Source organism: Thalassobacillus cyri (assembly GCF_900107755.1).
GTDB lineage: Bacteria > Bacillota > Bacilli > Bacillales > Halobacillaceae > Thalassobacillus > Thalassobacillus cyri.
In genome coordinates, this window is the sequence record NZ_FNQR01000004.1 from 188,493 (window position 1) to 210,363 (window position 21,871).

Annotated in this window: 17 protein-coding genes and 1 pseudogene; 12 read left to right on the forward strand and 6 right to left on the reverse strand. The window is 42.5% G+C overall.

Features of this window, described 5'->3' with window-relative positions; all coding sequences use genetic code 11:
* Positions 1–13: 13 nt before the first annotated feature.
* Positions 14–1,347, forward strand: a pseudogene (locus tag BLV00_RS06710) (YjiH family protein).
* A 750-nt stretch (positions 1,348–2,097) separates the two neighbouring features.
* On the opposite strand, the gene BLV00_RS06715 reads toward BLV00_RS06710, so the two are convergent.
* Entirely contained in the window at positions 2,098–2,688 is a 591-nt protein-coding gene (locus BLV00_RS06715; protein ID WP_093043719.1) for a hypothetical protein, read from the reverse strand.
* Between the two features lie 166 nt (positions 2,689–2,854).
* On the opposite strand from BLV00_RS06715, the gene BLV00_RS06720 reads away from it, so the two are divergent.
* From BLV00_RS06720 to BLV00_RS06735, 4 genes are all read left to right on the forward strand, one after another.
* Complete coding sequence (locus tag BLV00_RS06720) at positions 2,855–3,790, forward strand: LCP family glycopolymer transferase (protein WP_093043721.1); 936 nt, start codon at positions 2,855–2,857, stop codon at positions 3,788–3,790.
* A gap of 290 nt (positions 3,791–4,080) precedes the next feature.
* Positions 4,081–5,910, forward strand: a complete 1,830-nt coding sequence (locus tag BLV00_RS06725) for a M6 family metalloprotease domain-containing protein (protein ID WP_093043723.1) — start codon at positions 4,081–4,083, stop codon at positions 5,908–5,910.
* A 144-nt stretch (positions 5,911–6,054) separates the two neighbouring features.
* Positions 6,055–6,789 carry a hypothetical protein gene (locus tag BLV00_RS06730; RefSeq protein ID WP_093043725.1) on the forward strand — a complete coding sequence of 245 codons (735 nt, stop codon included), beginning with the start codon at positions 6,055–6,057 and terminating at the stop codon, positions 6,787–6,789.
* A gap of 40 nt (positions 6,790–6,829) precedes the next feature.
* A complete protein-coding gene (locus BLV00_RS06735) occupies positions 6,830–6,985 on the forward strand; it encodes an aspartyl-phosphate phosphatase Spo0E family protein (RefSeq protein WP_093043727.1) in 156 nt (51 codons plus the stop codon).
* A 48-nt stretch (positions 6,986–7,033) separates the two neighbouring features.
* Here BLV00_RS06735 and BLV00_RS06740 read toward each other — a convergent pair whose 3' ends face one another.
* Positions 7,034–7,459, reverse strand: a complete 426-nt coding sequence (locus tag BLV00_RS06740; protein WP_093043729.1) for a hypothetical protein — start codon at positions 7,457–7,459, stop codon at positions 7,034–7,036.
* Positions 7,460–7,751: 292 nt separating this feature from the next.
* Here BLV00_RS06740 and BLV00_RS06745 point away from each other — a divergent pair, with 292 nt between their 5' ends.
* The 5 genes from BLV00_RS06745 (at position 7,752) to BLV00_RS06765 (ending at position 13,238) form a co-directional block, all read left to right on the forward strand.
* Entirely contained in the window at positions 7,752–8,081 is a 330-nt protein-coding gene (locus tag BLV00_RS06745; RefSeq protein ID WP_093043731.1) for a hypothetical protein, read from the forward strand.
* Positions 8,082–8,240: 159 nt separating this feature from the next.
* The gene (locus tag BLV00_RS06750) at positions 8,241–9,230 is read left to right on the forward strand and encodes a LacI family DNA-binding transcriptional regulator (protein WP_093043733.1); all 990 of its coding nucleotides are present in this window, start codon (positions 8,241–8,243) and stop codon (positions 9,228–9,230) included.
* 192 nt (positions 9,231–9,422) lie between these two features.
* Positions 9,423–10,820, forward strand: coding sequence for a sucrose-specific PTS transporter subunit IIBC (locus tag BLV00_RS06755; RefSeq protein ID WP_093043735.1), 1,398 nt, complete (start codon positions 9,423–9,425; stop codon positions 10,818–10,820).
* A 76-nt stretch (positions 10,821–10,896) separates the two neighbouring features.
* Entirely contained in the window at positions 10,897–12,339 is a 1,443-nt protein-coding gene (locus BLV00_RS06760) for a sucrose-6-phosphate hydrolase (protein WP_093043737.1), read from the forward strand.
* Positions 12,340–12,371: 32 nt separating this feature from the next.
* Positions 12,372–13,238 (forward strand): ROK family protein, encoded by an 867-nt coding sequence (locus tag BLV00_RS06765; RefSeq protein ID WP_093043739.1) that lies wholly within the window; start codon positions 12,372–12,374, stop codon positions 13,236–13,238.
* A gap of 215 nt (positions 13,239–13,453) precedes the next feature.
* Here the strand turns inward: BLV00_RS06765 and BLV00_RS06770 are convergent, their stop codons facing one another.
* Positions 13,454–14,797 carry an outer membrane protein assembly factor BamB family protein gene (locus BLV00_RS06770; RefSeq protein WP_093043741.1) on the reverse strand — a complete coding sequence of 448 codons (1,344 nt, stop codon included), beginning with the start codon at positions 14,795–14,797 and terminating at the stop codon, positions 13,454–13,456.
* Positions 14,798–15,042: 245 nt separating this feature from the next.
* Here BLV00_RS06770 and BLV00_RS06775 point away from each other — a divergent pair, with 245 nt between their 5' ends.
* Positions 15,043–16,722 carry a glycoside hydrolase family 13 protein gene (locus BLV00_RS06775; protein ID WP_093043743.1) on the forward strand — a complete coding sequence of 560 codons (1,680 nt, stop codon included), beginning with the start codon at positions 15,043–15,045 and terminating at the stop codon, positions 16,720–16,722.
* A gap of 60 nt (positions 16,723–16,782) precedes the next feature.
* On the opposite strand, the gene BLV00_RS06780 is transcribed toward BLV00_RS06775, so the two are convergent.
* Positions 16,783–18,435 (reverse strand): methyl-accepting chemotaxis protein, encoded by a 1,653-nt coding sequence (locus BLV00_RS06780; RefSeq protein ID WP_176791372.1) that lies wholly within the window; start codon positions 18,433–18,435, stop codon positions 16,783–16,785.
* Between the two features lie 17 nt (positions 18,436–18,452).
* The gene (locus BLV00_RS06785; protein ID WP_093043747.1) at positions 18,453–19,436 is read right to left on the reverse strand and encodes a BMP family lipoprotein; all 984 of its coding nucleotides are present in this window, start codon (positions 19,434–19,436) and stop codon (positions 18,453–18,455) included.
* Between the two features lie 240 nt (positions 19,437–19,676).
* Between BLV00_RS06785 and BLV00_RS06790 the strand changes: the two genes are divergently transcribed.
* Entirely contained in the window at positions 19,677–20,606 is a 930-nt protein-coding gene (locus BLV00_RS06790) for a manganese-dependent inorganic pyrophosphatase (protein ID WP_093043749.1), read from the forward strand.
* 46 nt (positions 20,607–20,652) lie between these two features.
* Here the strand turns inward: BLV00_RS06790 and BLV00_RS06795 are convergent, their stop codons facing one another.
* Positions 20,653–21,864 carry an ROK family transcriptional regulator gene (locus tag BLV00_RS06795; protein ID WP_093043751.1) on the reverse strand — a complete coding sequence of 404 codons (1,212 nt, stop codon included), beginning with the start codon at positions 21,862–21,864 and terminating at the stop codon, positions 20,653–20,655.
* Positions 21,865–21,871 lie beyond the last annotated feature (7 nt).

The window sequence follows — 21,871 nt, forward strand, 5'->3', positions numbered from 1 at the left end:
AGGAGGTAGAAAAATGGAGAATGTTCAAAAGGATGTCCAGCTACCAGAAGCACCTCAGTCGTCAAGTGGAAAAAATCTATTAAAGTTTTTCTTGTACAGTTTGATTGGTATTTTCACTTTCTTTATACCAGTGACTATTAAAGGCACGTCCTCGATTCCGCTGGATCATATCGTCACCTTTATCCAGACGTCAATGGGCGCTGTTGTTCCTTATTATGCGCTCCTTGTCATCATCTTAGGGGCAACCTACCCGTTCTACAATAAGACATGGAATAGGGATGCAGTCAATATGACGCTCTCCTTTTTTAAAGTGCTTGGTGTGCTGGTTGCGGCAATGTTAATGTTTAATTTCGGTCCAGCCTGGCTTTTTGAACCTAGTATGGGGCCGTTCTTATTTGAAAAATTGGTAATCCCAGTCGGGCTGCTTGTTCCAATCGGTGCTGTTTTTCTGGCCTTACTTGTTGGCTATGGTCTGCTTGAATTCATTGGTGTCCTCCTGCAGCCGATCATGCGTCCCATATGGAAAACACCTGGACGCTCTGCTATTGATGCCGTCGCTTCGTTTGTCGGCAGCTACTCCATCGGGTTATTGATTACTAATCGTGTGTTCAAAGAAGGGAAGTATACGATCAAAGAAGCGACCATCATTGCCACTGGATTCTCTACCGTATCGGCAACCTTCATGATTGTTGTTGCTAAAACACTTGGACTGATGGAAATTTGGAACACTTATTTCTGGGTTACGCTATTCGTTACATTTTTGGTGACAGCCATAACAGTACGTATCTGGCCGCTTAATAAAATTAGTGATGACTATGTGGATGGGAAGGGCCACCGGAAGAAGTGGTCAAGCGCAATCGAGTGAAGGCAGCCTGGAAGCAGGCCATGGAGGCAGCAGAACATTCTCCTTCGATTGGGAAAAACATAGGGATGAACTTGAAGGATGGCTTCATCATGACGATGGCGATTTTACCATCGATACTGTCTGTGGGGTTGCTTGGACTGGTGCTTGCTGAATTCACACCTGTATTCGACATTTTGGGCTATATCTTTTACCCGTTCACCTTGTTGATGCAAGTTCCAGAACCGTTACTGGCAGCAAAGGCTTCGGCTATTGAGATTGCAGAAATGTTTTTGCCTGCGCTGTTGGTCGTTGACGCACCGATTATTACGAAGTTTGTAATAGGGGCGTTGTCTGTATCAGCGATTCTCTTCTTCTCTGCGCTTATTCCTTGTATTTTATCAACCGATATTCCGGTCAGTATTCCAAAGTTGATTGTGATTTGGATTGAACGTACGATTTTAACGATTCTTATCGTTACACCGATTGCCTATCTCTTACTTTAATCGCAATTCGATGATCGATAATTTACTATAATGGCTTTACTAAAACTCAGTATAAATTTCATTAAAGCTCCCTTTTACTGAAGACTCAGTTTCGAGATATCCAGAATGTTTCCGTTATGTTCGACAGTGCTTGGATACCCGAGAAATCACTCGCTTTCCATGGGTGTACGGTGAGCTTCCTCGGGCTAAAGCCCTCCGGGATCTCCCCATGCACTTTAACCCATAGGACTTTGAATAAGCATCTTGAATAAACATCGCACGAAGAAAATGCGTAGCATTTTCGAGGAGTCTCACAATTTCCCGGGCATCCTTATTTTTATATGGCTAACGGAAACACCGGTAGGCATAAGCATTAAAACATAGTAACATCAACAAAGAGTTTCCTGAATCATTGGGCCTTATCATGCATTGAATGTGGAAGATATCATCTTACAACGTAGGGTTCGTTCATTAAAAATAGGATAAGGTGGCGGGGAAACGGTGAGACTCCCGTGGGAGAAGGAGCGAGGCGAGACCCCGGAAGATTAAGTCTGAGGAGGCTTGCCAGTTCCCCCACAGGAAAGCGAACCGTTTCCCAGCCTCCCTTCTCCTGATTCGGCAACGGACCCAAATTATCATGAATAAAGTCTTCGACTTTTCGGTCAAATAGTTGAATAAGCATTTTTATGAAAAATCAAGAACCATGTTTTACAAGGCCAATAAAAAAGACACCTCACAGCCTTCTAAATGAAGGGAATGAGGTGTCTTTTTTCAGTTGCGGCTGGCTACTTCACGGAGGAGATTTGTTCGGATGTTTTCTTTTGTTTCTTCGTATTGTTTTTTCAGATCTTCTGCTTCTGCGGGGCTGAGACCATTGGTTTTCAATTCATTTTGATAGTCGCTGTATATTTCCTGAAAAGCTTCATCGGTTTTCTTTTCTAACTCTTCTGCGGCTTTAGTGTATTTCTGATACAACTGGACAAATGATACTGCTTCCCCGCTCTCCACTTGCTCCTGGTATTCCGTTACTGCATTTTCAATTAATTCGTCAATACGTACGTTCACTTGTTTTTCGAGTTCATTAAGCTTTGGTTGAAAATCATTTTTTATATTTTCCGCTGTGACTTCTTGTTTCTGGACTTCATCTCGGTAAGGAAGGGTACTAATAGGCTTTTCAGTGATTGGTTCCTCCCAGGATATTTGTTTATCTGCTTCCAGTTCAAAATCAGATTGCACGGATGTCTTCCAATTATCTTCAGTTGTTTCTTCCGGACCCTTTATCATAATGACTAGTAACGCGCTCGTTGAAGCAAGAACGGTCATAAGTGCCAACAGTGCCAACATTCCTCTTAGTTTATTCATACTCAACCCCCATCCAACATGGATTTTTATAGTTATCACAAGTATGGGGAAATTTTTGAGAAAATAAACACGGGGACTACCCAGAGGAAAGAATCTACTTTTACATCATTCGTCAATTTCAGTATAATAGATTAATGGTTTGATATTTATTTAATGAGGTGGAAACATGAGAAGTCGTAAAGACCAAAAGAAAAAACAGCGTAAGAAAGGGAAATGGTGGAAGTTTACGTTGTTAGTAATGTTATTGATTATGTTAGCGGCAGGCGCCTACGTATATTCGATATATAGTAATGTTAAGAATACGGTAGATAATGATTTACACGCTCCGGTTTCCTCCATCGACACCGATTTGACCAAGAAGAAAGTCAAAAGTAAAGAACCATTAAATATACTTTTGTTGGGTGTTGATGAAAGGAATTATGATAAAGGCCGTTCCGATACGATGATTGTTATGACGTTAGACCCTGACAACGACCGGATGCAGATGATCAGTATTCCTCGTGATACACGCACCGAAATTGTAGGTAAAGGTATACAAGATAAAATCAATCATGCCTATGCTTTTGGCGGCAGTGATATGTCTGTAAATACCGTAGAGAACTTCCTGGACATCGAGATTGATTACTATGTCCGTATGAATATGGAAGGGCTGGAACAGTTGGTCGATGCTGTAGGTGGTATTACAGTGAATAATAATCTGGCATTCACGAATGGCAGTTACGAGTTTCCGAAAGGCGAACTTAATCTGAATGGGAAAGAAGCTTTGGCTTTTGTTCGGATGCGAAAGCAGGATCCTCAAGGAGACGCCGGACGAAATGAAAGACAGCGCCAGGTGATTGAAGGAGTTATTGACAAAGGAGCAAGTCTTGGAGGCGTAAATAAAATCGGTGAAATTATGGATATCCTTGGCACTAACGTCAATACCAATATGGATTTTTCAGATATGCGCAAGCTGGGCACTGATTATCGCAGCGCGCGGAAGAACACAGAAACCTACCAAATTCAAGGGAATGGAACTAGAATCGATGGCGTTTACTATTTAAATGTTCCTGAAGAAGAAGTCGAAAAAGTGAATGGAATGATTGAAGAGTATCAATCTTAGATTAAGAAATTCCACTTAATAATGTCCTGAAATTGTCTCATGGGAAGGAGTTCCCATGAGGCTTTTTATCTGGGTTTATGGTAGAAAAGCGGTATGCGATAAAGGGTAGGTCTTTAGCGGGGAATAGAGGTTAGTAATGGGACAATAGATTCACGATGCATTTGTCGTATTTTGTCGCTTTATTAAGAATTACTAGACTTAATTACTTAATTTGTAAGTTTATGTTCCAAATATATTCTGAATATTCTACAATTAACTGGAAGCAACTAGAAATAGGGGGAGGAAACACAATGTTGAATAAGAAATTTTTATCTTCCGCAGCAGCTTCTTTATTGTTAGTCTCTGGACTGACAACAGGACTTGCAGGCGGAACAGCTTCAGATGCAGAAGCAGCTGAGAATTACAATCTATCACCTGGCCATTATGTTCCTGCTACACCAGAATTGGTTGAAAAAGCGAAAGAAGCTGGCATCGATATCTCAAAAAACGATCCAGCTGAGAAATTTGCCAATAAAGGTTCTAAATTTGAACAGGCAGCAGGAGACCAAGTTACTTATCAAAAAACAGAAGGCGAAGTACCTATGCTTGTCCTGTTGGCAAAGTACCCGGATGGTGATCAGCCTAAAGGTGCATTGGATGAACCGGTACCAGCGAAATATTTGAATGACTTGATTTTCGGAGACGAATATAACCCGTATGAATTAAAGGAATTCAAACAATATGCAGAGTTTGAAGGCGAAAAGGTTCCGACAAACAGCACGATGCAGAATATTTATAAGGAATCCAGTTATGGAAAAGTCGAGCTGACTACATATGACGATATGACTGATATCGGCTGGGTCGAGCTGCCAAGAGGAGCATCTTATTATCTGGATCAGACAGGTGAATATGCCAATGGTGGTATCTATGAATTAGGGAATGCTAACGGGGATGCCCATATGGGAGAGTTAGTCCGGGATCTATTAAAAGCTGCTGATCCTCATGTGGACTTCGCTAAATATGCGGAAAACGGAGAGGTTCCAAATATCTTTGTTGTCCATGAAGGAACTGGAGCGGAGTTTAGCCGTGACCCTGCACAAATCTGGTCTCATAAATGGGGCGTACTAAGCGCATTGTATTATGGACCATACTATGATGATGGCGTAACTGCTGCTCAAAAAGAGGGTTTGACCGTGGATGAATGGATCAAGAAAACAACAAAAGAAGACTTAACTTATGATGGCGTTGTAGTAAACAACTATACCGTCGAGCCGGCAATTGGTGGAAACGTAGCTGGTTATGATTTCGCTAACGACACTTATAAAGAAGAACTGGAAGCAGGACCTTATCCGGCGCAGCCAGGGGTATTCGCCCATGAATTCGGACATGCACTTGGATTACCTGATTTCTATGATACTGCTTATTCATCAGAAGGAGTTGGAAACTTCTCAATGATGGCGGGTGGATCATGGATGCGCTATCCGAATGCTTCCGCTTATTCTGGCAATTCACCAACCGGTTTTGATCCTTATTCGAAAATGTTCTTAGGCTGGTTGGAACCGAAGGAAGTTACACCTGAAGACGGTGTTCAGGAATTGACATTGAACCCGGTCAACGAATCCGAAGATGTCGTGAAAATGAATGTGCCTGGTTCTAATGGCACCGAGTATTTCCTATTTGAAAACGTACAGCAGGAAGGCTTCAATAAAGGGCTTGCCCGCGTTGGGGAAAATGCAGAAGGGCTGGTTGCCTGGCATGTCGATGAAAATATCATCAATAAATACTACACTGCTGGCCTTCGTCCAAATAACGTAGAAAACTGGATGAACAAACGTTTCCAATATAATCAATCTGCAACTGCATCAGACGGGTCCCTGATTACTCATTACGGTTTGTCCGTCTTGCAGGCAGATGGCAAGTATGACTTGGAGCGGAACAACAACCGTGGGGATGAAGCTGACTTCTTCACAACTGGAGATGAAATCACTCCGAATTCTGCAAATGTCCATACGGGATCCTATTACTTCTGGAGAGAGGGTAATCCTGTCCCGGCGGACTCTGGTATCCATGTAACTGATATTAAACAAAATGAAGATGGTTCAGTCACAGCGAAGTTCTTCTATGACTTCCCGACAGAATAAAGCTAGTTAACACCATGGCCAGACGAACTTTGTCGTCTGGTCTTTTTATTTCGACAATTCCCTAAAATTACCCGCTAATCCTGCCGAAATAAAATAAAGAGGATGATTTTATGGTAAATTAGTTGGGAGGGAGGAGAGAAAATTATGGAAGTAAATAAAGAAACCATCGCTATTATTGCAACAGTAATGCTGGCGGCAGGACTAGCCGTAAGCGGCTTTTTTGTTGTGAAGAGCATAAAAGATGGAAGGACTGTCCTAACTGCCCAGGCGGATTACCAGTTACCTCGTCATGCCGAGCTGCATCAAGAGAAAGAACATTTTTATAAATTAGGAATAGGTAAGCCATCCGAAGACTTTTTTAGTGAGATGGAAGAAAAACCGCAAGAGGCAAAGGCTGAATTTGAGGAAGATAGTTTGGTAACGGAAGCGGAATTGGAAGTGGAAATAATAGATGACCAGGAAACTACTCTGCAATCGACTTGGGAGCCGGATGAAAATTCAGCTGAAGGAAATTCAACTCCTACTTCTTCCAATTCAACTGCACCTCCTTCATCCTCAACAAGTAATACAGAAGGTAATGAGAGTAAAAGTAACTCTGCAACTGAAAATGAAAATACACAAGTGATTGATGAAGAAACGAACGAAAACCAGGATCCCCCTGCTCAGGTAGAAGAATCTGAGAGAGAAACAGATAAAAATGAGGGGACAGGTCATGACCAGAATACAGAAAAAGAGAATGATGAAAATAATGAAGAAGTTAGTGAAGATAAAGACAATACTGCACCTCAGGAGGGTGAAACACCACCTTCTCAGGATGGAGAGGAGAAACCGCCTCCAGAAGAGGATCCTGATGAAAATGATGGTGGCTCGGAAAATTAAGTATAGACACCTTTTGAAGCTTACTTGAGGAGGACATGCTATGACTGCAACAGTCGAGTTGGAGGTAGAAATAGAAGCTTTGCGAGAGGAAATGTATCAATTATATAAAAATGACCCTACTGATCCGCAATTAGTTTCTGTTTCCCAATCTTTGGATCAATTATTAAATAAATTGAATTATATGCTCCAAACTTAAGGTAATACATATAAAAAATAAACCGCTGCTATAACAGCGGTTTATTTTTTATTTGTTTTCTTCTTCATGACTGCTGATTTGTAGAGTCACTTTATTGACTCCTAATACTCTTGCGGCTTCTATCATATTTTTTGCTTTTTCTTCTGCCTGTTCTAATGAAAGATTAGCAGTAGTAATTTCAAATGCCGGGATACTACTATCACCTGATGGTGACTTAAAAGCTTCACTGGAAACCGTATCATTCTCTGACTGGAGTGATTGGACTGGGGCTTTGTCCTCTGTCGTTACAAAAGAAACGACTTCCTGTACGTTGTTTTTGTATCGCTTTCCGCGGATTTTGCGACCGTGGTATACTACGTTAGAGTAGGGACAGCCTGTTTCTGCAGCAATCTGACGGTAGTTTTTGTCTGATTCTTCGAGGAGTTGTTTGACTTGGTCAAGGTCATAATCGTATTTTTTGTTACCTTTTGCCATAAGAATGCTCCTTTATATTAATTTTGAAAAAATGAGTAGTATTATTTTATCATAAACGAATTCATCCTATTTGTCATATTAAATTTTTCGACATTACAAAACAGAATAAAATTAAATATTGTAGATTTTTTTGTTTTATATTATAGAGGTTAAGTATATTATTCTAAGCTGCCTGTATGTAGGAAGAAAGTTTCACAGAGTGCTCCCTTATAAAAGATATAAATACGAAAATTGGATGAGAGGATTTCATCTAAAACTGTCGAATTGCATAGGTGAAGGAGTGATACTGTCAATGCCATTGTCGTTTTCGTTAAGAGTAGTCATGATGCCTGACGGGAAACCGTTAGTATTTGAACAAGGTATATTAATTGCGCATGAAGAAGATAAGCGTAATTGGTTTGTGATGGTGAATGGAGTTTCTGTAAGCGAGGAAATGAAGCAATCCTTTGCCAGTGGTGAGGTTTTTGAAATTATAATGGTTCCCTGGGAAGGGTCCCCATTCACTGGAAAAGTCCAAATAAAGAATTTATATGAAGAAGATGCATATATGAATGGGCGAGCGCCTCTTCAAGAGCCGGTCCAACGAGTGATCGAGCTTGATGGCGAAAAAATTCCATTTTAGTAATTACATGCCACCCTGGTTTCTCTAAATTGTGAGGACTTGAGGTGGCCCTGTTTTTCGCTGGTCTTCAGACGCCAAGGACGTTCTTTTTTCATAATGGACATTTCCAGTCATTTGCAATAGTATGGACATAGATTCAGATTCATGGAGGACAGGCTTATGACGACAATCAACGATATTGCAAAAATGGCGAATGTTTCCCGTACAACCGTTTCCCGGGTACTCAATAATAATGGCTACGTCAGTGAGTCTGCCCGGGAGCGTGTCATGAAAGTAGTGGAAGCAACAGGTTATATCCCGAGTGTTTCAGCCAAATCATTACGTACTAAACGCTCTGGTGTAATCGGGGTCATTTTACCAAAAATCAGTACAGAGACAGCCAGCAGAGTGGTAGGCGGTATCAATGAAGTGGTGGCAAAAGAAGGGTTTCAAATTCTCTTGACCGATACCGAATTAAACCACGAAAAAGAGATAGAATATATCCGATTGTTGCATAGTCGTCATGTAGATGGCATCATTTTGCTTGCCACCAATGTCAATGATCGGCTGCTGAATACAATCGAGGATGCCAACCTGCCATTCATATCGCTCGGCCAGGAGCTCCCTGGTGTGACATCGATTGTATACGACGATTATCATGCCTCAAGAGATATGACTCACATGATCATAAAAAAAGGGCATAAAAAAATTGCCTATATTGGTGTAGGAGAAGACGATCCGGCAGTAGGGGTCCTGCGTAAACAAGGTTTTATAGAAACAATACAAGAAGCTGGTCTTGAAGTAGAAGAAAGCTGGATAAGATACGGTGATTTCAGCATCGAATCGGGTTATGAAAGTATGAAGCAAATCGTCGAAGCCAGTCCAGGTAATTTGCCTACAGCAGTTTTTGTCGTCACGGATCGAATGGCGGTAGGCGCAATGGAATATCTAAAGGAACAAGGGTTGCGGATTCCACAAGATATCGCTATTACCGGAATAGGTGCCTCGGTAATGTCAAAATACGTAAGTCCTTCATTGACGACCATTGACTATTTTAATAAAGAGGCTGGAACCATGGCAGCTGAATTATTGTTGGAGCAATTGCAGGATAAAAATACCAAGAAAAAGTTTCTGCAAAATTATAGACTAATTGAGAGAGATAGTGTATAGTACATATCAACAAAGGATATGGAATCGATTACACACATCTCTCTTTTTTTTAAAGAAAAATTTAACCGCTTTCAAATATATTTTTTTAGCGAATGTGGAATCGATTCCTTGTGTGCAATCATTGTGTCCTGTTATTTTATTTGTACTTATGTGTAATCGATTACACACCATCAAGTAAAGGAGGATTTAAAAATGGCTAGTAACGCTCAAATTGCCAAAGAGGTGCTTGAGGCAGTCGGTGGGGAAGAGAATATCCAGTCTATTGCTCATTGTGCTACCCGGCTGCGGGTAATGGTCCATGATAAGGAAAAAGTGGATGTTCATGCTGTTGAACAAATTGAAAAGGTAAAAGGTGCTTTCTATAACTCTGGTCAATATCAAATTATCTTTGGGACTGGTACGGTCAATCGTATTTATGAAGAAATAACGAAATACAATGTAGATGGCACATCGAAATCAGAAATGAAAGAAGAAACAGCTAAGCAAGGGAATGCTTTCCAGCGTGCGATTCGAACTTTTGGTGATGTGTTCGTACCAATCATCCCGGTGCTGGTGGCAACCGGTCTATTCATGGGACTTCGCGGACTGGTTATGCAGGAAGCGATTCTTTCTTTGTTCGGTTTAACGCCTGAGAGCGTTCCGGAAAACTTCATTCTCTTTACACAAGTATTAACGGATACAGCGTTTGTTTTCTTACCAGCACTTGTCGCATGGTCGACCTTCCGTGTCTTCGGTGGAACACCAGTCATCGGCCTTGTGCTCGGTCTGATGCTGGTGTCACCAGCATTACCGAATGCCTGGGAAGTAGCATCCGGTGATGCATCGCCAATTACGTTTTTAGGTTTTATTCCTGTCGTAGGATATCAGGGTTCTGTATTACCCGCTTTCATTGCCGGTATTTTAGGTGCAAAACTTGAAAAGGTGCTCAGAAAACGAATTCCAGAAGCGCTTGATTTAATTCTTACGCCATTTTTAGTATTACTCGTTATGATCGCAGCAGCATTGCTTGCGATAGGACCGGTATTCCACTCCGTGGAAAATTGGATTTTTGCAGGTACCATGTTCTTATTGGAATTACCGTTCGGACTTAGTGGTCTGTTGATTGGTTTCTTCAACCAGATCATTGTCATAACAGGTGTCCATCATATTTTTAACTTTATGGAAATTCAATTGCTGGAACGTTTAGGTTTCAACCCGTTTAACCCGATCATCACGGGTGCTATCGCTGCCCAGGGTGGTGCAGCACTTGCTGTTGGTGTCAAAACGAAGTCAAAGAAATTGAAGGCACTTTGTTATCCATCTGCTCTGTCTGCATTCCTTGGTATTACGGAACCGGCCATCTTCGGTGTCAATCTTCGCTATATGAAGCCATTCGTGATGGCACTGATCGGCGGTGGTGTTTCCGGCTTCCTCGCAGCAATTATGGGCTTGAAAGCAACAGGAATGGCAATTACAGTTATCCCTGGTACACTGTTGTACTTGAATGGGCAGATTTTCGGTTATATTCTAGTCAACCTTGTTGCCATCGGAACTGCTTTTGTATTGACTTACCTGTTTGGTTTCAACGATAAAATGGTAGATAACAAATAAGGAATATAAGAAGACCTGGACATCCTGTACTGGGTCTTCTTCCGTTTTGATATTGGAAGGTTAGGAGAGTGCAGCTATGATTACTACTGAAGAAAAGTTGCGTAAACAAGCTTATGAAGCTGTAGAAAAGTATAGAGATACTGTACAAAAGGATCCATACCGACAGGGCTATCACATGATGCCGCCGGTCGGTTTGCTGAACGACCCGAATGGATGGATACAATGGCGAGGGACGTACCATATGTTTTTTCAATGGATGCCGTTCCACACCGGACACGGGGCCAAGTTCTGGGGGCATTACAGCTCTGAAAACCTGGTCGATTGGAAGCTGGAACCGATTGCATTGACGCCAAGTGACTGGTTTGATAAAAATGGCTGCTATTCTGGCAGCGCTATCGACCATGATGATAAGTTGAAAGTTTTTTATACAGGAAATGTGCGTAATGGACATGGTGAACGAGAATCTTATCAATGCCTGGCAGAATCGGAGAATGGGATTGAGTTTAAGAAACAAGGTGTAAAACTCGAGCTCCCAGAAGGGTATTCCGCTCATTTCCGTGATCCAAAGGTCTGGGAGCATGAAGGGAAATGGTACATGGTAGTTGGTGCCCAAACCCTGGAAAATCAGGGGGCTGTAGCATTTCTTGAGTCCGATGATCTGGAAAGCTGGACGCATAAAGGCGAGCTGGCTGGTCCTGTTGAAGGACTCGGTTACATGTGGGAATGCCCGGATGCCTTTTCTTTAAACGGGAAAGATGTATTGATTTTTTCTCCTCAGGGAGTGGAAGCACAAGGTATCGATTTCAACAATCAGTATCAAACCGGTTATGTCGTCGGAAAGCTGGACTATGAAAAGGGAAAGCTGGAACATGGGGTTTTCAACGAATTAGACCGGGGATTTGAATTTTATGCCCCTCAATCCATGCTTGATGAAAAAGGCAGACGCCTACTTGTTGGATGGATGGGGGTACCGGATCAAAACGAAGAACACCATCCGACAATCCAGCATCATTGGATCCATAATCTGACGCTTCCGAGAGAACTGAAGCTTGTAGAAGGGGAGTTGTATCAACTGCCTGTAAAAGAAATGGAACAGCTGAGGGAAGAAAAACTATTTGAAGAAGTAGTGGGAGCTGATTTATCGCATAAGCTTCCCCGCACTTCTGAACTGGTAATGGATGTAGATGGCTCGCTTAACCAATTTGAATTGCAGCTATTCGATTATCTTAAATTGTCTTATAGTAAAGAAACAGGGTACTTTACCATGGAGCGTTCAAGCCTGGCGAATGGCAATACAGAAAGCCGTAGTTGCCGTTTAATAGAAGGATTACAGCAAATGCAGGTATTCATCGACCATTCCTCTGTTGAAATCTTTGTTAATGATGGAAAAGAAGTATTCACTTCACGCATGTTTGCTGACCCGGACGAGTGCATGGTAAAGGTTGTGCATAAAGGAAAAGAGCGTTTGAAGCTGACAGCGTGGAAGCTTAGAAATGATGCTATCCATCAGAATTTGTAAAGGAAAATGATATAAGGGAAGGAAGAAGGTTTATGAAGTTTGGTGCAATTGAAGCGGGTGGTACGAAGTTTGTATGCGCAGTTGGGAATGAAGATGGCGACGTATTCGAGAAAATCGTGATTCCTACTGAAAATCCTGAGGTTACCATGCCTAAGGTCTATGAGTTTTTCAAAGATACAGGAATAGAACGTATGGGCATCGGCAGCTTTGGACCAATAGATTTAAATGAAGGCACAGGCAGTTATGGAACGATTCAAAAGACACCAAAAACAGCGTGGATCAATTTTCCGCTTGCAGACGAAGTCAGTAGATATACAGGGGTTCCTGTAGTTGCCGACACCGACGTCAACGTGGCAGCTTTGTCAGAATCTCTATGGGGAAATGCTACGGGTGTAAATTCCTGCCTTTATATTACGGTCGGTACCGGTATAGGTGCCGGAGCAATCGTAAACGGGGCAACACTGAAGGGTTTATCGCACCCGGAAATGGGACATATAGCTGTCCGGCGTCACGCAGAAGATACTTTTGCAGGAACCTGCCCTTATCACAGCGACTGTCTGGAAGGAATGGCTGCAGGCCCTGCTATTGAACAGCGGTGGGGAAAACCTGGTAACGATTTAGCAGACAATGAACTGGTATGGGAGATTGAGGCCTATTATTTAGCGCAGGCAATCGTCAATTACATTTACATTTTGTCACCGGAACGGGTAATCATGGGTGGCGGCGTCATGCAGCAGGCCCACTTGTTTGATTTAATCAGAAAAAATGTAGTGGACATGCTGAATGGTTATGTCAGCTCCCCATTATTGACTCCGGATCGTGTAGATAACTACATTGTGCCGCCTGGATTAACCAATGAAGCTGGCATAAAAGGAGCTTTAATTTTAGCAGCTAAATAAACAGGAAATGTGGAGGATTTTAAAAGGAGTTTGGAATAAGGAAAAAAGAGGCGGATGGCTCTTCTTGTAAAGGTCATCCGCAAAACATGTTCTCCAGTCATTCCCAAAACGCTCTTTACTTCAACTATTCTTGGTTTGATTTTATGATGGTTGAAGCGGGGTGACCATGCACTTGAAATGTAACAGGACCCAACACCGGGCTGAGTCTTACTGGGTCAATTTAATTCAGATAGCGGGAACGCATAAACGTTGCTATCCTGGCTTCCGACAAATAACGTTTCATTGATAATTACTGGACCACCAGGAAGCAGGGCTCCTCCTACTTGGTTTTTGTTTACGAGGGCCCCTGTTTCTGCTTCCAGCACATACAGGTCACCTTCTGCATCTCCAAAATACACCAAACCATCTTTCACAACAGGAGCCCCTTTTACCGGTGTATTATTATCATATTCCCAAACTTTTTCACCCGTTGGAATATGATAGGCATGCACCGACTTCGTGTATGGGCTGCCTACATAAGCATAGTCGCCCTCAATGGTTACTGCACCAGAAGTATTGATATGGGGAATCGGTACTTCCTGGTCCGGTCCGGTTCCCATCAGATCCTGCCAGAGCAATTCTCCAGACTTTTTGTCAAATGCATAGATAAAGTGGTAGTTTTCAGCATCGATTCCTATCTTTTTTCGCTCGCCCTCTTTTATTTTGAAGTGCATATCCGGCATGGTGTCCCCATACTTTTCGTATAATTCTTTTTTATTCCATTCCGTATGGAACTTTGCTCCTGTAACCATCACTACATCCTCTGATACGGCAGGCGGTACATCGGTAACTGATCCAAGCTTACCTTCTTTCCAGGCGATACGCTGATTATCTAAATCTACGGCTACCAGGTTGTCTGTTGCGCCGACATAAAGCATGCCATCACTAATATGCGGGGCGGACATGCTGACATAGCCTGGAAGCTTCAAATTCCATTGTAATTCACCAGACTCGGCATCCAGTGCATATAAGGTTTGATCTCCTGTAGCAATATAAATCGTTCCTTCATGATAAACCGGAGCAGGCATCACTTCACCTTCGGTTTCAAAGTTCCAGATCTTCTCGCCGGTTTCTCCATCAAATGCAGCAGCCCCGCTCTTACCAGTGCCGCGGATTTTCTTCTTGAATGGATCCGGGAAGTTACGGTTTCCATAGCCGACGTACACCTTGCCATCTACATAGATGCTGTCTTCATGAATCCAGTTCGGCAGTTCTGTACTCCAGTTTTCTTCTCCTGTAAAAAGATCAAAGGAATACAGTTCACCACTGCCATGGTTACCAACATACAGGTTGTCGCCTGCAATGACAGGGTTTGTACGTACTTCATCCCCAGTTTGATACGTCTGCCTGATTGTCCGCTCATCCCCGTTATCAAACACGGCATTGTTCGAGGTATCTAACCTGTACTGCTGCCATTTCTCAGGTCCATAGCTCTGTTCTTCTTCATGAGAGTCTGCCTGTACAGTCATGCCGGAAAACACGAGAAGCCCAGCTGCCATAAGTAATGAAGCTTTCTTCACCTTCCATTCCTCCTTTAAGAATTCGATACTTTAAATGTTAGTATGGTGCATACAGTAACTAAGATACCTCGTTGGGTGCTTGCAAAACTGGTTAATTATTAACTCTCCAGTAATCACTAAATATTAACAAATAATGGTATTTGGTTGGTGCAGGAGTCCTTCACGGAATTAATTGATTTCTTTGGGAGAAGTTTATGATAAAATTAAGGAAAACGTTTGCGCTATTGTTTAGGGAGGAATCTGCTATGAAACGTACCTGGTGGAAAGAGAGTGTCATTTATCAAATCTATCCCCGCAGCTTTAAGGACAGTAACAGTGACGGAATTGGTGATATTCCCGGTATTATCGAAAAGTTGGACTATTTAAAGGAACTGGGAATCGACGTGATCTGGCTGTCTCCAGTCTATGAGTCACCCAATGATGATAATGGCTATGATATTAGCGACTATCAAAAAATTATGGACGAATTCGGCACGATGGAAGATTGGGAGCGGATGCTTGCCGAGATACATAATCGTGGGATGAAGCTGATCATGGATCTGGTCGTCAACCATACTTCAGACGAGCACTACTGGTTTATGGAAGCCAGGAAATCAAAAGATAATCCGTATCGGGATTACTATATTTGGCGTCCTGGTGAAAACGGCAAGGAACCGAATAATTGGGAATCCGCCTTCAGTGGTTCTGCCTGGGAATACAATGAAGCTACAGCCGACTACTATCTGCACCTGTTTTCCAAGAAACAGCCTGACCTGAACTGGGAGAACCCAAAGCTTCGTTCTGAGGTTTTTAGCATGATTAAATGGTGGCTCGATAAAGGAATCGACGGTTTCCGCATGGATGTCATCAATTTCATTTCCAAAGATCCGAGCTATGCGGATGGGGAAATAGTGGAGGGGAAGCCTTATGCATCCGGTGCCAAGTACTTCATGAACGGACCGAAAATCCACGACTACTTAAATGAAATGAATCAGGCAGTCCTGTCTGAATACGATATTATGACTGTAGGGGAGATGCCAGGGGTAACTCCGGAACAGGCAGAGCTCTATACACGGGAGAACCGGGAAGAATTGAATATGGTGTTCCATTTTGAACATATGGATCTGGATGCAGGCTCTGGCGGGAAATGGGACCTGCGGCCCTGGTCTTTAGTAGAGTTAAAAAAGATTTTTACAAAATGGCAGACACGGTTGTCGGATGAAGCCTGGAATAGTCTTTACTGGAACAACCATGATCAGCCAAGAGTCGTATCGCGTTTTGGTAATGACTCAGAAGCTTATCGCGAGATTTCTGCTAAAATGCTGGCGACGGCTTTGCATATGATGAGAGGTACGCCGTATATCTACCAGGGGGAAGAGCTCGGGATGACGAATGTGCCTTTTGACAGTATCGAAGACTATCAGGATATTGAAACTTTGAATATGTATCATGAGAGAGTAGCAGCCGGTGAAAATCCTGATGAACTGTTGAAGGCCATCCATGTAAAGTCAAGAGATAATGCCCGCACTCCTGTTCAGTGGGACACTAGTAAACACGCAGGTTTTACAGATGGAGAGCCGTGGCTTGCGGTCAATCCGAATTATAAAACGATTAATGCTGAAGCTAATTTGAAGAACGGTGAATCCATCTTTCACTATTATAAGAAGTTGATTGCTCTTCGCAAACACCATGATATCATCGTATACGGGAACTATCGCCCACTTTTGGAAAAGGATGAAAAGATCTTTTCCTACATTCGTGAGCTGGGTGAAGAGAAACTGCTGGTAATCAATAACTTCACTGCTGAAGCCATTGATTTTATTATTCCGGATGCATTTAAGGAGACAACTGAAAGCAAGCTCCTCATCAGCAATTACGAGGCAAATGATCAACTGCAGGATTTCACGTTAAAACCTTATGAAGCAAGAGTGTATAAAACAAACTGACAAGAAAGCCCCGCCCCATGACCTCCATTACTCGGTGGAACTGGGGTGGGGCTATTATTTTTATGCTGTTCTGAAATTCTGGACGAGCTCTTGCAGTTCTTCAGCCAAATTGGTGAGTGAAGCGGCGGAAGCGTTGATCTCTTCCATGGAAGCAAGCTGCTGCTCAGAAGCTGAAGCTACGCTATGAGCGCTGTCGCTGTTCTGTCGGGCAACCTCAGCTGTTTCATGGACTGCTTTGGTTACTTTATCTGTGCTCTCGTTGATCTTGTCGGATATCGAAGTAATTGCTTTAATTTCTTCTGCCACATCATTCATGCCAGTTAAGATAGCCTCAAAATGGTCTGCCGTTTGAAGCGTTACCTTCCTTCCGTTCTGTACACGTTCCTTTACTGCATCCATCGATCCCACGGAATGCTCCGTGTCTGTCTGTATGTCATTGATCAAATTTTGAATTTGTCCGGCAGCGTTGGCCGTTTGCTCCGCTAATTTCCGAACCTCATCTGCCACAACAGCAAACCCTTTACCGCTTTCCCCCGCTCGTGCTGCTTCAATTGCCGCATTCAGAGCCAGCAAGTTGGTTTGATCAGCCACTTCGGTAATTATTCTGGTTATATTGTTAATTTCTTTAGAACTCTTTTCCAGGGACCGGACAGATTGATCTGTTTCTTCTACAGAAGAGGTGATAGCTTCCATTTGGTTGACTGTTTCCTGCACAGATTTTTGGCCATCCATGGCCATGCGTTGCGAGGTGTGAGCTAAATTACTGACTACATCAGCGCTTGCGATAATATGTTTCACACCTTTCGCCATTTCTCCTACTGTCGTGGAACTGTCTTCCACCATTTGATTTTGCTGTTCGGTACCGGCTGATACTTCCTGCATTGCTCCAGTAATCTGTTCCGTGCCACGACTGGTTTCATCCGCGCTTGCCGACAGCTCCTCAGCAGAAGCGGCAACTTGTTCAGAAGTTGATCCTATTGTGGATATTAACTGCTGTAAATTTTCTATCATTACATTGAATGAATGATTCAAGGTTCCCAGTTCATCTTTCGTGTCGATTACTGTTGACTCTACATTTAAATCCCCACTGGCTACTAATGTAGCTTTGTTGGAAAGGGAGCGGATGGTTCCGACCATTTTCCGCGTGAATAATACAGCAGCGGTTCCAGAAATGGATAATAAAGTGAACAGTGCTATTGCTGAAAACCATTGAATGGAGTTTATTTTATCAGTCAGATTTTGTTGGCCTTCCTCATAGCGCTCCTCAGCGTATATCGTCAATAAATAGAGGTCGTTGACGATTCCCTTGGTACGAATGGATAACATTTTTGCTGCATTGGTATCCTGCTCAGCAAGCACTTCTTCCGTCGAAGCAGCAAGTGTCTGAAACTTTTGTTTAGCTTTATCCAATTGTTCTTGCTGCTGCCCGGTTGGCAAGGACTTTTCTAATTCGGCAATATGCTGCTCGGTTATAATAAGACTTCTTTCAATCTGTTCTTGATAGGCTGCCGATGGCGTTACACTATAATTGTTCAAAACGTTTTGCAAGGATGAAATGGAACCATTCAACTTCTCGACTCGAATCAAATTTTCTACATCGCCACTATTATCAGCATTGATTTGCGCCATTTGGAAAATGATAGCCCCAATGATCAAACCGGTAACCAATAATGGCAGCAGTATTAATATCAACAATTTATACTTGATTTTCATGCTCGTTTCCCCCTGCATTATTTGCTGTTGATTGACCGGCTGCCCTCAGCTATTTCTGCTTTTAGTTCATTTAGTATTGCTTCTTCTTTTTCTGTGAGGGAGATCACCCTTACCGGTGCTAATCCAACGCCATTTTCTTCAATTCCCAGGATAATATGACTTTCCGTGAGCTCGCCTTGCTCTGTGAGTTGCTGTGCTACCTCAAACAAGCCCACATCGACTTTCTTCAGCATCGAAGTGACTACTGCCTTTTCCCCTAAAAAGTATTGATCACTATCAACTCCGAATACATAGGTGCCTTGTTCCTGAGCTGCCTGAATAGCTCCAACTCCTGTAAAGCCTGCTGAGGGAAAGATATAATCAGAATCATTATCAATCATTCCCTTAGCTATCGTGTAACCGAGCTTGTCATTACCAAAATCACCAGCGTATTCTACCAGTATTTCGGCATCTGGGTTGGTTTCCTTGACGCCTTGTTCGTAACCAGCACGGAATTTATTGATTAATGGTGTATCGAGGCCACCGATGAATCCTACTTTATCCGTCCTGGTTTTCATACCGGCAAGGGCCCCGATTAAAAAGGAGCCTTCATGTTCTTCGAATGTGAGGCTTGTAATATTCTCCATCTCAGAGACTTCATCGACCAGTAAAAATTCCTGATCCGGGTGTTCTGCAGCAACTTTTTCTACTGCATCTTTCATTGTGAATCCGACAGCAATGACAAGTTCATTTCCTTGTTCTACTAACTCTTGCAGTCCTTGCTCATAAGTGCCAGTATCGGCAATTTCCCGGTAATCAAAAATGACCCCGAGCTCTTCACGCGCTCTTTCTAAGCCATTAAATGCGGAATCGGAAAAAGAAGAATCTCCCAGACCACTATCGGAAAGCATGACACCGATATAGGTATACTCGTCAGCAGCAGCTTCTCCACTACCATTTGAACAGCCGCTTATTATAAATGACAGAACTATGGTACTTATCACTAACATCCATTTTTTCATACTTATTTCCTCCTAGAATTCTAAGCTGGTATATTTCCTCACCTCCTATTTCTCGGCAAAAATAATAGTGAATTGAATAGGGAAGGAAAAAAATATATGAAAACTTTGTGAGGTCTATAGGAAAAAGGGGAGGAAGGGTGAAAGGAAAAGATTTTTATATTCAGCTCAGTCTTTGCTTTCCCATTCAGTAACCAGGAATGTTATAATAGCGACATACATCAACAAAAAAGGGGTTTTATCATGGCTAAAAAGTTAATTTTCGGACATAAAAATCCGGATACTGACACAATTACGTCAGCACTTGTTTATGCTGATTTAAAGTCTAAAATTGGGGAGGACGTCGAGCCGGTCCGCTTGGGGGAGGTGAATGGCGAGACACAATTCGCGCTGGAGCAGTTCGGTGTAGAAGCACCACGTTTGATCGAAAAGGCGTCTGACGAAGTAGAGCAGGTCATCCTTGTCGACCATAACGAACGGCAGCAAAGCGTTGATGATATTGATGAAGTTCAGGTAATGGAAGTCATCGACCATCATCGTATTGCTAACTTTGAAACGCAGGGTCCTCTCTACTACCGTGCCGAGCCGGTCGGTTGTACAGCAACGATCCTGAACAAATTATATAAGGAACACAATGTTGAGATCAGCAAGCAAATGGCTGGACTGATGGTATCAGCGATTATCTCTGACTCCTTATTATTCAAATCACCGACATGCACAGATGAAGATGTTGCAGCAGCGAAAGAACTAGAGAAAATCGCCGGTATTGATGCAGAAAAGTACGGTTTGGAAATGTTGAAAGCAGGAGCTGATATAAGCGGTAAAACGATGGCAGAGCTGATCAGCCTCGATGCCAAGAACTTCGACATGAGCGGTTCAAACGTCGAAGTAGCGCAGGTCAACACGGTTGATACAAGTGAAGTACTTGCTAACCAGGCTGAGATTGAAGCAGAAATGCAAAATGCGATCGATGAAAAAGGTCTGGATTTATTTGTGTTCGTGGTCACTGATATTTTGACGAACGATTCGACGGCAGTAGTGCTGGGGAATAAGTCAGCTGCTGTTGAAAAAGCTTTTGACGTTACATTGTCTGAGAATAAAGCAGTCTTAAAAGGCGTCGTTTCCCGCAAGAAACAAATTGTACCACCACTTACCGAAGCGTTATCTTCCTAATAAAAAAGCATGCTTGCCGGATTAATAACCGGCACAGCATGCTTTTTTATTGTCTTACAAAAAATTCTTCAAGTATCAGGACACATGCCCCTATCGCTGATCCATTTTCGCCTAGTTTTGCCAGCACGATAGAGGTTTCTTTCGCTTTTTGAGTTAATCCTCTTGCTTGAATCGTTTCTTCAAGCCCCGTCATTAAAAAATCTCCAGCTTTAGAAACACCACCGCCGATTATAATCCTTTTCGGATTCAATGTATGGATAAGATTGACTAATCCGATTCCCAAATAACGCCCTGTTTGGCTTAATAATTCTATGCTGAAGTCATCACCTTCAAGAGCGGCCAGGTAAACGATTTCACCATCGATTTTTTCCAGGTCATGATCGACTAATTCTAGTATCTTTGATTTTTTTCCAGTCTTAAGTTCTTTTTTCGCCCGTTCTCCGATTGCTGGGCCATTTGCGAGCGTTTGAAGACAGCCATAATTGCCACAAGAACATTTAGGTCCTGATAAATCAATCGTCACATGACCGATTTCTCCTGCGATACTGTCCTCCCCGTGAAAAAGTCGGCCGTTAATCATCACTCCAGCCCCAATTCCGTGACCTACATTGACCCCGACCATATTATCTGCATCATTTCCATTACCGAACCAGGATTCACCAAGGGTCATTGTTCTTGCATCATTCTCGACTTTTACAATCATTTTAAATTCTTCTTCGAGTACTTCCTTGATCGGAATATTGTATAGTTGAAAAGAGGGAGCGAACAGAGAAATACCATGAGTGACATCTACGATACCATGCATCCCGACCCCAATGCCGATGAATTTCTCTGGATCGTTCTTTGCTGGACTTAACAAATGATAGATTCCTTCTTTCATCGTTGAAAGAATCTCCGCTTCATCTGGATGCTCTTTGATTTCAAAGGATGTTTGGTCCTTCAATTCTCCAAACAGATTCGTTACTACGAAGTTCATTTTGAATCTTCCTACATCTATTCCGATAATATAAAAATTATCTGCATTTATCTCTAATAATGTGGGCTTCCTCCCTCCTTGCGAAGCACCTTGCGTTGTTTCAATTACAAAATTGCTGGCGATCAATTCTTTGACGATATTTCCGACTGTAGGAGGAGTCAAGCTTGATTGTTTAGCGATTTCTGCCCGGGAAATAGGCCCTTGTTCACGGATCATATTCAAAATTATTGAACGGTTTATAGATTTCATTAATTGAAAACTGCCACGTCTATACTTGGACATATCATTT

What these genes read in the sequence shown, in the direction of transcription:
- BLV00_RS06740 (WP_093043729.1), bottom strand. Translation starts at nt 7,459, where the DNA reads ATGGCAAAAGGTAACAAAAAATACGATTATGACCTTGACCAAGTCAAA.
- BLV00_RS06755 (WP_093043735.1), top strand. Translation starts at nt 9,423, where the DNA reads ATGGCTAGTAACGCTCAAATTGCCAAAGAGGTGCTTGAGGCAGTCGGT.
- BLV00_RS06795 (WP_093043751.1), bottom strand. Translation starts at nt 21,864, where the DNA reads ATGTCCAAGTATAGACGTGGCAGTTTTCAATTAATGAAATCTATAAAC.
- BLV00_RS06745 (WP_093043731.1), top strand. Translation starts at nt 7,752, where the DNA reads ATGCCATTGTCGTTTTCGTTAAGAGTAGTCATGATGCCTGACGGGAAA.
- BLV00_RS06765 (WP_093043739.1), top strand. Translation starts at nt 12,372, where the DNA reads ATGAAGTTTGGTGCAATTGAAGCGGGTGGTACGAAGTTTGTATGCGCA.
- BLV00_RS06790 (WP_093043749.1), top strand. Translation starts at nt 19,677, where the DNA reads ATGGCTAAAAAGTTAATTTTCGGACATAAAAATCCGGATACTGACACA.
- BLV00_RS06775 (WP_093043743.1), top strand. Translation starts at nt 15,043, where the DNA reads ATGAAACGTACCTGGTGGAAAGAGAGTGTCATTTATCAAATCTATCCC.
- BLV00_RS06730 (WP_093043725.1), top strand. Translation starts at nt 6,055, where the DNA reads ATGGAAGTAAATAAAGAAACCATCGCTATTATTGCAACAGTAATGCTG.
- BLV00_RS06735 (WP_093043727.1), top strand. Translation starts at nt 6,830, where the DNA reads ATGACTGCAACAGTCGAGTTGGAGGTAGAAATAGAAGCTTTGCGAGAG.
- BLV00_RS06725 (WP_093043723.1), top strand. Translation starts at nt 4,081, where the DNA reads ATGTTGAATAAGAAATTTTTATCTTCCGCAGCAGCTTCTTTATTGTTA.
- BLV00_RS06785 (WP_093043747.1), bottom strand. Translation starts at nt 19,436, where the DNA reads ATGAAAAAATGGATGTTAGTGATAAGTACCATAGTTCTGTCATTTATA.
- BLV00_RS06780 (WP_176791372.1), bottom strand. Translation starts at nt 18,435, where the DNA reads ATGAAAATCAAGTATAAATTGTTGATATTAATACTGCTGCCATTATTG.
- BLV00_RS06750 (WP_093043733.1), top strand. Translation starts at nt 8,241, where the DNA reads ATGACGACAATCAACGATATTGCAAAAATGGCGAATGTTTCCCGTACA.
- BLV00_RS06720 (WP_093043721.1), top strand. Translation starts at nt 2,855, where the DNA reads ATGAGAAGTCGTAAAGACCAAAAGAAAAAACAGCGTAAGAAAGGGAAA.
- BLV00_RS06760 (WP_093043737.1), top strand. Translation starts at nt 10,897, where the DNA reads ATGATTACTACTGAAGAAAAGTTGCGTAAACAAGCTTATGAAGCTGTA.
- BLV00_RS06715 (WP_093043719.1), bottom strand. Translation starts at nt 2,688, where the DNA reads ATGAATAAACTAAGAGGAATGTTGGCACTGTTGGCACTTATGACCGTT.